General features: G+C 47.2%; 7 protein-coding genes. All 7 read right to left on the bottom strand.

All coding sequences use genetic code 11. From position 1 onward, the window contains the following. Positions 1 to 143: 143 nt before the first annotated feature. Positions 144 to 518 carry an iron chaperone gene (locus tag FD07_RS00965; RefSeq protein ID WP_020089466.1) on the bottom strand — a complete coding sequence of 125 codons (375 nt, stop codon included), beginning with the start codon at positions 516 to 518 and terminating at the stop codon, positions 144 to 146. A 227-nt stretch (positions 519 to 745) separates the two neighbouring features. Beyond that, positions 746 to 2,116 carry a sugar porter family MFS transporter gene (locus tag FD07_RS00960; RefSeq protein ID WP_020089467.1) on the bottom strand — a complete coding sequence of 457 codons (1,371 nt, stop codon included), beginning with the start codon at positions 2,114 to 2,116 and terminating at the stop codon, positions 746 to 748. Between the two features lie 445 nt (positions 2,117 to 2,561). Continuing rightward, positions 2,562 to 3,803, bottom strand: coding sequence for an MFS transporter (locus FD07_RS00955; RefSeq protein WP_020089468.1), 1,242 nt, complete (start codon positions 3,801 to 3,803; stop codon positions 2,562 to 2,564). 171 nt (positions 3,804 to 3,974) lie between these two features. Further along, positions 3,975 to 6,008: a right-handed parallel beta-helix repeat-containing protein gene (locus tag FD07_RS00950; protein WP_020089469.1), complete on the bottom strand. Its 2,034-nt coding sequence runs from the start codon at positions 6,006 to 6,008 to the stop codon at positions 3,975 to 3,977. 320 nt (positions 6,009 to 6,328) lie between these two features. Next, entirely contained in the window at positions 6,329 to 7,702 is a 1,374-nt protein-coding gene (locus FD07_RS00945) for a sugar porter family MFS transporter (RefSeq protein ID WP_020089470.1), read from the bottom strand. Positions 7,703 to 8,101: 399 nt separating this feature from the next. Further along, positions 8,102 to 9,610: a xylulokinase gene (gene xylB, locus FD07_RS00940; protein WP_020089471.1), complete on the bottom strand. Its 1,509-nt coding sequence runs from the start codon at positions 9,608 to 9,610 to the stop codon at positions 8,102 to 8,104. A 423-nt stretch (positions 9,611 to 10,033) separates the two neighbouring features. Next, positions 10,034 to 11,383 carry a xylose isomerase gene (gene xylA, locus FD07_RS00935; protein ID WP_020089472.1) on the bottom strand — a complete coding sequence of 450 codons (1,350 nt, stop codon included), beginning with the start codon at positions 11,381 to 11,383 and terminating at the stop codon, positions 10,034 to 10,036. Positions 11,384 to 11,849: the final 466 nt, after the last annotated feature.

Genomic DNA, 11,849 nt, shown 5'->3' with positions numbered 1-11,849 from the left:
CGGGTAGCTGTCTTAATTTTCATTGTACCATTTACCAGTTAATAATTGGGTCCTCCAAAATGTAAATTTCGCTTGCAAAATTAAATTAATATCACACAAAAATGGATCAAGCATCCCCTTAAGGACGCTTGATCCACAGTCATCTATTTACGCCAAAAGGTCTCGCAATCAGCCTTGTCAGCAATGTTAAAGGCAATAATCTGGTGGAGCAAGTCATAGTCGACCGGTTGCGTCCACTTGATGCGGCCAAATTTCTTGCCGGGATTATAGTGGGCGGCAGCAATCTGATCAGCGAACTGTGTCATGACCGGTCCCTCTGGCGCGAAGGCCATGTGCGACTTGGCAACGCTAAACCCAATAATGAACGTGCCGTGGTCAGTAAACATCGGCTGATTCCACGCATACCGCTGTTCCAGCTGTGGGAAGGACGTCTGTACCCAGTTCAAAACCTCACGGACGCGGGCCTGGTGTTCAGCGTCCTCAATTTTAGCGAGATAGTCTTCAAATTCTGCAATCATCATGTCACCCCTAATTGGTTTGATTATGTCTCAATCAGTATAGCATTTTTTAACGATTGGCGGCGGTTCTCCCCATTGCTTCGCTATTGTGAAAATTATATTGACCTTTACACAACCTGTACAGAATCACTATCAAAACAATATCCGTGTCCGGTAGACTTAACTCACTTGGATAAATAAAAAGAGGGTGCCCTCTCAGGAACACCCTCATTTTAAACGTGATTTAATTATTTCGTAGCGTGTGCGGTTTCTGGTTCACCAGCCTTGGCACGTAACGTAGCTTCGATCTCTTCCAGAGAACGGTTCCGCGTTTCGAAGACCTTGGCATGAACAAACCAGATAGCGAACAAGCAAAGCACACCGTAACCGATGAACAAGCTCCCAGTACCGAAGAAATCCAGTAAGGATGGGAACGTCAAGGAAACGACCATGTTAGCACCCCAGTTGATAACACTGGAGAAGGAGTTCCCTAACCCACGAATGTTCAATGGGAAGACTTCACCAATCATAACCCACATAACAGGACCCCAAGTTGCGGAGAAGAAAGCAATGTAGATGGTCAAGGCGATGACGGAGATAATCGCAGCGGCATGAGAACCACCGGAGAACTTCATCCCGAAGCTCATAACGAACAGTGAAACGGCCATCCCAATAGCCCCGTAGATCAGCATCTTCTTACGGTCAACTTTATCCATGATCATAACGGCCACGGCAGTAACGATAACGTTGAAGATCCCAATCCCAATGTGGGCAAGTAAGGCAGCGTTGACCCCGAAACCAACATCAGTAAAGATGGTTGGTGCGTAGTACAACACGGTGTTGCAACCCATAACTTGTTGGAAAATAGCTAAGCCTAACCCAATGATGAGTGAAGGACGAACCATCTTACTAAAGAGTTCGGTCCAGCCACCACTGACGATTTTGGCTTGTTCTTGAATTTGCGTAAGTTCTCTGTCAACGGCCTTGGTATCATGCTTGTTCATGGTATCCAAGACTTCACGAGCGGTGTCAATATGACCCATCTTGACTAAGAAACGTGGACTTTCTGGTAAGACCAACCCACCTAAGAACAACAGTGCGGCTGGAATAGCAGCGAACCCTAACATCCAACGCCAGCCAGTGTACATGCCAGCGAAGGAGTAGTTGGTGATGTAGGCAAACAGGATACCAGTCATAACCATCAACTGGAACAGACTGGACATAGTCCCCCGCTTATCGGCAGGTGACAATTCAGCCAAGTACGTTGGAATCAAAGCAGAGGCAGCACCAACGGCCATCCCTAAGATGATCCGTGAAACAATCAGCGTCCAGAACTCTGGTGAGAACGCAGACCCTAAAGCCCCAACGAAGAAGATAATAGCAGATAGCAGTAAGAGCTTCCGCCGACCAAAACGGTCAGAAGATGGTCCAATGATTGCGGCACCCAACACGGCACCCAACAGTACGGCACTTACAACCCAGCCTTGTTGCCAAGAACCCAAGTGCATTTGTTTCTGAATAAAGAGAATAGCTCCTGAAATTACCCCGGTATCATACCCAAAGAGAAGTCCCCCAAGGGCACCGAAGAAGTAAACGAAACCAGTCGAAACCTTTCGCATTAATATTACTTCCTTTTCACGGTTTCCGCCGCCAGAATTATGCAATATGTAAGTTGGTAGTTTGCTCGTTGGTTGATTGCGGCAACCAACTACGTTATCTATGATAGCACTTACATTATATTTTTGAAAGCGTTTACCGGAAAAATCTAAATTATTTACACTCACCGCTAGTCACCGTGAAAATCACTGTGCAGTTTCCATTTCACTGGTTAAACGATTCATTCCCTATCACTCACTGTGCTCGATTGCCCATCAGCCAACGATTAGCCTAACAATTCAGGCCTTTACAAGTTCTGTACACAATGGTTGTCAAAAATACACACAGGTCGGTTAAGCTATTTCTAACGCATCGACGAAAAAGAAAGCTCCCCCATCCAAAAGAGAAGCTTTCTCACCTTTCACCATCGCCTTTAGCTTGCTGATTTCAAACCTTAGCGTGCCACAATCAATGAACTTTCTTGATCATCAGGATCATCCCAGCACCGACTAAACACATCACACCGGCCATTGGGAAGATCATCCGGTAACCAGAGAATCCGATTACCATGGAAGCCATAATTGGACCGAAGACCTGACCCAATGAGTTCGCCAAGTTAACGATACCCAAGTCCTTCGCAGCACTATTGGGGTTCGGCAGCACCGTGACGTTCAGCGCCTGGTCAACCGAGTTGTACATCCCCATCGCAGCCCCACTTAGGCCCGCGTAGACGAACATGGTCCAAGGTGCCGGATCGATGGCTGGGATCGCAACCCCAATCCCCATTGCAACCGTCGACAGGGCTACCAACAACTTCAAGCTGTGGAACTTATCAGCCAGTGGTCCCCCAATTACCGCGAAGGATACCCCCGCAACCAAGAGGATCAGCGACATGATCGACAAGTTGCTCGTGGCACTTGCCGAAGAGAGTTTCATGTAATCGGTAAAAATGTACAGTTGATACCCGGTGATGATAAACTGCGCCGAAATGAACAGCAATTTACCAACAACCGCTAAGTAAAAGTCACGCACATCCCCGTGAATCGGGAAGGAGAATGCTTCGACGAGTTCGGATCCATGTAGCTTGGGTACCCGCTCACCTTTGTTACTGCCGTCACCAACTAACAACAGGCCAATAATCGTAAAGATGATTTCGAAGACCATGAAGATGTAAATCCCACTGTTAACGTTGGTAATGTAATGCGACGCAATCATCGTCCCCACTGGTGTCCCGATGTTCATCCCCACACCGTAGAAGGCGGAGATGGACCCCCGGTACTTCTTTGGTGCTTTATCCGCGATAAACGCGACCAATGGTGCCACCATCATATTCAAGGCGACTTGGAACAGCGACCAGTTGATAATGATTCCCGGCACCGTTGTGACCTTCGTCAAGAAGTAAAAACAGATCAGCGTACTGAGCATCCCGAGGAAGATCCACGGATTCCGCTTCCCCCAGCGACTGACCGTTCTGTCGGACAACGCCCCTTCAATGATATTGGCAATCGTAGCGACAATCATCGCAATCGTTGCCAGTAAGGCCACAATCTGAACCTTTTCGTTTGGTGCAATCTGCTGAATCTTAGCTGGTAGTAAGGTCGAGTTGACCCCTAAGTAAGGAACCAGCCACCCTAACAGTCCGAATAGAATCCCAAAACCCAAGCGATATGGGAATTTGCCTTTAGGCGCCACTTGCTTTTCGTTTTCCATGATAATCCTCCTCATAAGGAAAATGCCATGTATCCAACCGTAATTTGCGTATACAAAAAGATTCTTACTAGAAATATCATCTCAAATTGCCCTTCCTAGTAAGAATCCACGTCACAACACCCGATTCGTGTCGTTTTAGAATATGAATACTCTAATTATTCTATTCTCGGTTTATTCTTGCCACAGCGCTGCATCCGCATCTTTACCTGATACGAATGGTCCTGGAACAGTTGAAACCCCACGATGGTTACCAAAGTAATCCTCGTTGAAGATGATGTCATCACCGTTTGGCTTTTCATAGCGTTGCTCTGGCTCGAAGGCCTCACCCAAGGTGTCGGTCGTAATCACACCCTCGTAGTAGTCGCCAATCAGGTCATACAGGTTCGTCTTCAGGGCAACCTTGTCACCATCTTCGACCAATTCAACAGAAACTTTGTCGCTGGTATTAACCAGGTTATCAGTTTCCTTCTTCCAAGCCTTAGCACCGTTGAAGTAAACATTTCCGGCAGCCCAGACTGGTAAATGACCATAATGTGCACTCATCAAGTCATTCATGTCAGTTTCCTTGGCAAACGTCCCGTTGACGTTCTTGAATTGCGCATACCATTCATCGTAGGTTGGATACTCATCGAAACCATTGGTCCCCACTTGTTCCGTATCTTCATGTTCACGATCAACAACCGTTTCCTCTTCTGGCTTTTCAACTGGCCAGTTCTGAACGAAGATGTTGTTGTAGAAACGGTCGTCCCCATGGAGAATCGTCATGAACCCAGCAACTTCAGTCCGGTGTTGAATGTGATAAGGCGTGAACCGCGGTTGGTTCTTGCCGTCTACGGTAAAGTCCGTATTGGCCCCGATAGAGGTAATGGATCCCAACATCAGGTTGTGCACGCAGGCGACCCCTTGTGTTGCCAGCCGCAATGAAGCTTTAGACAACAGCAAATTGTTATCGATCAAGGTTGGCCCATGACCCACTTCAACGAAGATGTCTTGGCTTTGCATCGCCCCGATGATCCGTTCCGCAGTCCCCGTTGGCGCATAGTTGTGATCCAACAGGTTTTGCGTGATTCGAGTTCCTTGGGCTTCCCAGTCGGTCCAAATACCCATCGTGCAATCATTGATGTGGTTGCGACGGATAATGACGTCGATAGCGGCGTGCATCTTGATTCCGGCGATTTCAGCACCAGCTAATTCTTGCATGTTGTTGATGTCGTGGATGTGGTTGTCTTCAATAATACTGAAGACCCCACCCTGACGACCGACGATTCCGTCTTGTTCACAGTGGTGAATGTTGTTACGACGGATAATGTGATGCCCAATATTTTCCTTTAACCACCCATGGTATTGACCGCGGCAGACAGCGTCCCGTTCCATTTGAGTAGGACTCTTCACGTGTTTGTACGTAAAGTATTGGTTGTTGACCGGATCTTCATACTTCCCTAAGGAAATGCCGGCACACCGACTGTGGCTAATGTCACAATCTTCAATGATCCAGCCGCGAGACCAGTGTGGCCCAATCATCCCATCTTGGTAAGATGCAGGCGGCGCCCAAGTCGTGGCCGCTTTATTAACGTTAAAGCCGCTAACCGTAATGTTATTGATTCCCGTCTCTTGTGGCATGAAGACTTCACGCCGAACGTTGATTTCAACCGTTTCTTTGTTAGGATTCTTGCCTTGGAAGTTGGCATAGATGACCGTTTCATTCCGGCCGGTATCCTGTTCGGTATACCACTTGTAAACGGAGTTCTTCCGTTCCCAGGAGCGGCCATAAACCTTCGCTTCAATACAGTCTTCCAGCGATGTCGTTTCGTAGAATTGACGATCGTTCATGTAGACCGCACCGGTATGCTTGTTCACCGGTCCGAAGTACCAGTCACCCATGACAAATTCGGTGTATGGATTATACGAGCCGAACAGCCCGTTATTGATCCGTGCGACCCAAACGTTACCTTGGTATTGTTGCCAGTTCTTAACGGCTTCCGCACCAGTGATGATGGCCTTTAAGGGTTCAACACTCCGGTAGGTAATCCGGTCATCGTCCGTCCCACCATTCTTAGGGTTAACGTATTCCCGATAGGTTCCGGGGAAGACGAGCACCTTATCACCGGGTTGGGCAACCTGAGCGGCGTCATTAATTTGCTTGAACGGCGCTTTCTTGGTCCCGTTACCATCATGGACTGCCTTTGCATCAACATAAATTTTCACGATTGAATGCCTCCTCAATATTAAGTATGTACATGGACATCAATAATATCTATCACGCAATTAGTTGCTGGCCAGCCGTCTAAATTACGTTTAAGTGAAGCGCTTACATTTATTAGTGTAGTCGCCTCAGGACCAAACTGTTTGAAAAAATATCCGATTTTTTGGACAATTATTACTGAATGGTTGGTTAAATCACCTGGAAAACCCGCCCAGTCGGCCTTTATGACTGGCCCAAATTCAGTCACATTTTTCTGAAAAATTTATCTGAAACCAGCAAAAAAGGAACCACCCTCACCGGAATGGCTCCTCAGTTAAATGACTTATTTAGCAGAACTCAAATCTTTTGCACCAGTACCCGCTTTTGCCCGTAAAGTTGCTTCAATTTCTTCCAGCGAACGATTCCGCGTTTCGAAGACCTTAACCTTAACGAACCAGATGGCCAGGAAGCAAAGGACACCGTAACCGATGAACAGACTCCCAGTCCCAAAGAAGTTCAGTAATGCTGGGAACGTCAGGGAAACAACCATGTTGGCGGACCAGTTAATCACACTGGAGAAGGAGTTCCCCAGTCCACGAATGTTCAATGGGAAGACTTCCCCGATCATCACCCACATAACGGGACCCCAGGTTGCGGAGAAGAAGGCAATATAGATGGTCAAGGCGATTACCGAGATAATAGCAGCGGTATGGGATCCACCGGAGAACTTCATCCCGAAGCTCATAACGAATAGGGAAACCCCCATCCCGATGGCCCCACCAATCAGCATCTTCTTTCGATCGATCTTATCCATGATCATCACGGCCACGGCCGTCACGATAACGTTAAAGATTCCAATCCCAATGTGGGCCAGTAAGGCGGCGTTAACCCCGAAACCAACATCGGTAAAGATGGTTGGCGCGTAGTACAACACCGTGTTACATCCCATGACCTGTTGGAAAATAGCTAAGCCTAAACCAATGATGAGTGACGGACGAACCATTTTACCGAAGAGTTCGCTCCAACCACCATTCTTCATCTTGGCTTGTTCTTCAATCTGAGACAATTCCTTATCAACGACCGGCGTGTTGTGCTTGTTCATGGTATCCAGAACTTCACGCGCTTGGTCGGAGTGCCCCATCTTCACTAAGAACCGGGGACTTTCGGGAAGGATTAATCCACCCAAGAATAGCAGTGCGGCAGGAATTGCAGCGAACCCTAACATCCAACGCCATCCAGTGTAAACACCGGCCCAGGCGTAGTTGGTGATGTAGGCAAACAGAATCCCCGTCATAACCATCAGTTGGAACAGACTGGACATCTTCCCCCGTTGATCGGCGGGTGACAATTCAGCCAGGTACGTTGGGATCAAGGCGGAAGCGGCACCAACGGCCATCCCCAAGATCACCCGTGAGATAATCAGGGTCCAGAATCCCGCAGCAAACCCGGAACCTAACGCCCCAACGAAGAAAATAATTGCAGATAATAACAGCAATTTCCGCCGACCATACCGGTCAGACGATGGCCCAATGATGGCGGCCCCCAGGATAGCTCCCAAGAGCACGGCACTCACGACCCAACCCTGTTGCCAAGAACCCAGGTGCATTTGTTTCTGGATGAACAGAATGGCCCCGGAAATAACCCCGGTATCATACCCAAACAGCAATCCACCTAATGCACCGAAAAAGTAAACAAATCCGGTCGAAACTTTTCGCATAGATATCGCTCCTTAGTACGGCAAACGCCGTAATGTCAGCAGTGGCAGTATGTAGAGAAAGTATAGCTGAAAAAATGTAAGTTGGTTGACACCAGTTGGTTGATAACCCCAACCAACCATGAACCTATCATAGCACGCTGTTTATCAAAATGAAAGCGTTTTCTAAACAAATGATTAAATTAGGGTATGTTTTAGTAATCGCCCAGTTTCCCCGCCTGATTGTTTAGTAAACAGCCCGCGATTATCATTCACATTTACTATTTTGAAAGCTCAGCGAACCAGCCAATTCTATGGTGAAACTTACGCTTAGTAGGCAATCCGCCAAAAAGTGAGATAATCTACTTGCATCATCAGACAAAAAAGGCGCGGGATTTCTCCCACACCTTCTCGTTATCTGCCCTAGAGTTCTTCACGCCGGTAGTCCAACAACTGAGCACTGATGCTCTTCGTTTGTTGGTAAACCTGCTTGTAAATCTTGTGCATTTTGGCATATTTAGCCACGTTCTCTGGGTTTGGCTCGTAAGCCTTGCCGAAGTGAACGAAGGTTTCAGCACAGTCCTGTAAGGAATCGAACCAGCCCAAGCCAGTGGCAGCAATCATCGCTGCCCCCATACCAGGACCCTGTTCGTTCTTCAAGCTGACAACTTTACGGTTAAAGATGTCGGCTTGGATCTGTAACCAGAGTGGGCTCTTAGCCCCACCACCGATGGAAACGACCGTATCGAAGTCCCCACCGTTTTCTTCATAGATATCGAACAAATCTCTGAAGGAGAAGACGATGCCTTCCAGAACGGCCCGAACGAAGTCGTAGCGTTTGTGCGTGCCATCAACTCCGGTAAAGCTCCCCCGGATATCAGCGTCGGCGTAAGGTGCCCGTTCACCCACAATGTAAGGGGTGTAGAGCAATCCATTTGCCCCAACCGTTGACTTAGCAGCGCTCGATACGAAGTCCGTAAAGTCTTCACTCGGTGCAAAGGTCTTCTTGAACCAGCTGAGTGAATACCCAGCGGCCAGTGTAACCCCCATGGAGTAATACTTGTCAGGAATAGCGTGGTCTTCGAATTGAACGACACCATGATAGTTAACGTCAGGCGTGTCTTCGTACTTCAGGACAACACCAGACGTCCCAATACTGGATAAGACCATGTTCGGGTGTAAAATCCCGGCACCAACGGCCCCAGCAGCGTTGTCGGCAGCCCCACCAAAGACCTTGGTATCCGTGGTCAAACCGGAGAATTCAGCATAGGCCGGCGTAACCGTCCCAGCGAAGTCAACGGACTTGATCAACGGTGGGCACATGCTCAAAGGAATATCGAAGGTCTCGCAGATCTTCTTGCTCCATTCGCCCTTAGCAACGTCGAGCAGAACGGTCCCAGTGGCATCGGAATAATCCATCGCCAGGTTGCCAGTCATGCGGTAACGCACGTAATCCTTAGGCAGGACAAAGTATTTGGCCTGAGCCCAGATATCTGGTTCGTTTTCCTTAACCCACAGCAGTTTAGTTAACGTGAAACCTTCCAGTGGTTGATTCCGCGTAATATCAACGAATTCGTCGCCCATTTTGGCTTCGATTTCTTCACGTTGTGGCGTGCTCCGCGTATCGTTCCACAGAATTGATGGCCGTAGAACCTTCTTGTCCTTGTCCAGCAGAACCAACCCGTGCATTTGCCCAGAGAAGCTCAGACCTTCAATGTCGCTGGCGCTCAGATGGTCGTTTAAAATCAACCGAACAATCGCAACGGTCGTGCCAGAAACCCAGTCCTCTGGATTCTGTTCGTTATAGCCGGGCTTCTTCTGAATCAAATCATAATCAAAACTCTCTTGGGCGACAATCTGCCCACTGTGATCTAGTGCGGAAACCTTAACGGCACTCGTTCCTAGGTCAACACCGAGAACGTACTTCCCCATCGGTCATTCCTCCTAATTGTCGTTTCGTCTATTTTATTAATGTCATACTATCAGCAAGCTGATTGATCAGTAGACCATTTCATAATCCACACAACCTAGACTTGACTAACCAACGTATTTACTTGGTCGATCTAAGTTAGCCGTGAGGGTGGTGAAAATAAGCTCAGCCGTGGGAATTCTCTTAGTAGCGTTATTTTGCTGCTTAGAGAATTGGTGTCTTTGAAACTCGGTTCTCAGAGGTTCAAAGCAAGCCTGGAGACCGTTCTTTGGCTCCAGGCGTCCGCCCCAGCGTTCCGGCTTATTTTCGCCACCCGGTAAGGCGGTTAGATTCAAGCCGTATCAAACCCGTTGGTTATAAAAATGGCGGACGAACACACCGTCCGTCCGCCATTCTATTGATATTTTATTTCGCAGAGCGCAAGATTACTTGCTCAAAGTGTCAATGATGTAATGGTTGATCGTATCCTTGACTTCTTCCAAGTGATCTGAGTGCGTAGCAGCAATCAACTTAGATTGTGGCATGTCGATAGCGTACTTTTCAAGGGACTTGAAGTCAGCCTTGCCACTTTCGATATCAGCACCGATACCTGATTCGTATGAGCTGTAACGGTTCTTACGTAAGTTGTCCAAGAAGCCGTCTTCCTTCATAGCAACGGCAACACGTAAGCCGGCAGCAAAGCTATCCATACCTACAATGTGACCGTAGAAGAGGTCTTCTGGGGCGAATGATGAACGACGAGGCTTAGCATCGAAGTTCAAACCACCGCGAGGGCCGATACTCCCGTTATCAACAACTTCTGACATAGCAGCAGTCGTTTCGTACAAGTTAGATGGGTATTCATCAATATCCCAGCCGATCAACTTGTCACCTTGGTTAGCATCCAATGAACCTAACAAGCCTGCTTCACGAGCAACACGGATTTCGTGTTGGTAAGTGTGGCCAGCCAAGTTAGCATGGTTACCTTCCAAGTTCAACTTGAAGTCTTTGTCCAAACCGTATTCCTTCATGAATGCGATAGTGGTTGCAGCATCGAAGTCGTATTGGTGAGTCGTTGGTTCCTTTGGCTTTGGTTCGAGCAACATTTGTGCATCGAAACCAATTTCATTAGCGTAGTCTTTAGCCATGTGGAAGAACTTAGCAGCATGTTCTTGTTCTTCCTTCATGTTAGTGTTCCAGAGTGATTCGTAACCTTCACGGCCACCCCAGAAGACATAGTTTTCAGAACCGACACGCTTACCAATTTCCAAACTGTGCTTCAATTGAGCGGCACAGTATGCAAAGACGTCAGCGTATGGTGAGGTTGCAGCACCTTCAACAAACCGAGGGTTGGTGAACATGTTTGACGTGTTCCACAGAACCTTCATGCCACTCGTCTTTTGGTATTCAACGATCTTGTCAACAACTTTGTCCAGGTTAGCGTTGGTTTCACGTAAAGTGTCGCCTTCTGGAGCTAAGTCACGATCGTGGAAGCAAAGGTAATCTACACCTAATTTGTCGTAAAATTCGAATGCAGCATCAACCTTGGCTAAAGCCAAGTCCATAGGATCAGTGTACTTGTCGTAAGGACGTTGAGCGGTACCATCACCAAATGGGTCAACTAAACGTTGATCGAAAGTGTGCCAGTAAGCTACGGCAAACCGTAACCAATCGCGCATCTTCTTGCCACCAATAACTTCATCTGGATTGTAGTACTGGAAGCCTAAACCTGATTTTTTATCTGAATGACCGACGTATTGAATCTTGTCGATACCTTTCCAATATTCTTCTGCCATAATTTATAAAAACCCTCCTAGTTAGTTCGTTGCGACAACCAACTTACAAATTCAATTATACAAGGTTTCTGTGTTAATGCAAGCGTTTTCGAGAAAAAGATTTAAAAAATTGTTAGCGATTTCTAAAGGCGGTAATCGGGGCTTTCGGGAAATGCTTACGGGGCGTAACGATTTGGACGGATCTGTTTCTTTTCCTTTATATAAGGACCGAAATTACTAACTTTTTAATACCGTGGTCTTTTAACATAAGTCAGTAATTCTTCAACAATACAGTTAGGTCCCACACACTTACTGTTGGTCCGTCTTCAATGAAACCACCCGTCCCAGCTTCAGAAAGAAGCCATCCGCATGTGACTGAAAATTTGCCGTAATATTTAAGTAATAGTCAAATTATCCACAATTTTATTTATGAGAAAATATTTTTTAGTCTTTATTTGCTTCATTTCAGCTCAATTATCCTTCTCAG

The sequence above is a fragment of the Levilactobacillus parabrevis ATCC 53295 genome, assembly GCF_001434055.1.
In the GTDB taxonomy this organism is placed as follows: Bacteria; Bacillota; Bacilli; order Lactobacillales; family Lactobacillaceae; genus Levilactobacillus; species Levilactobacillus parabrevis.
Note: the sequence above shows the minus strand (reverse complement) of the source record. Positions and strands in the feature narration are given on the sequence as shown.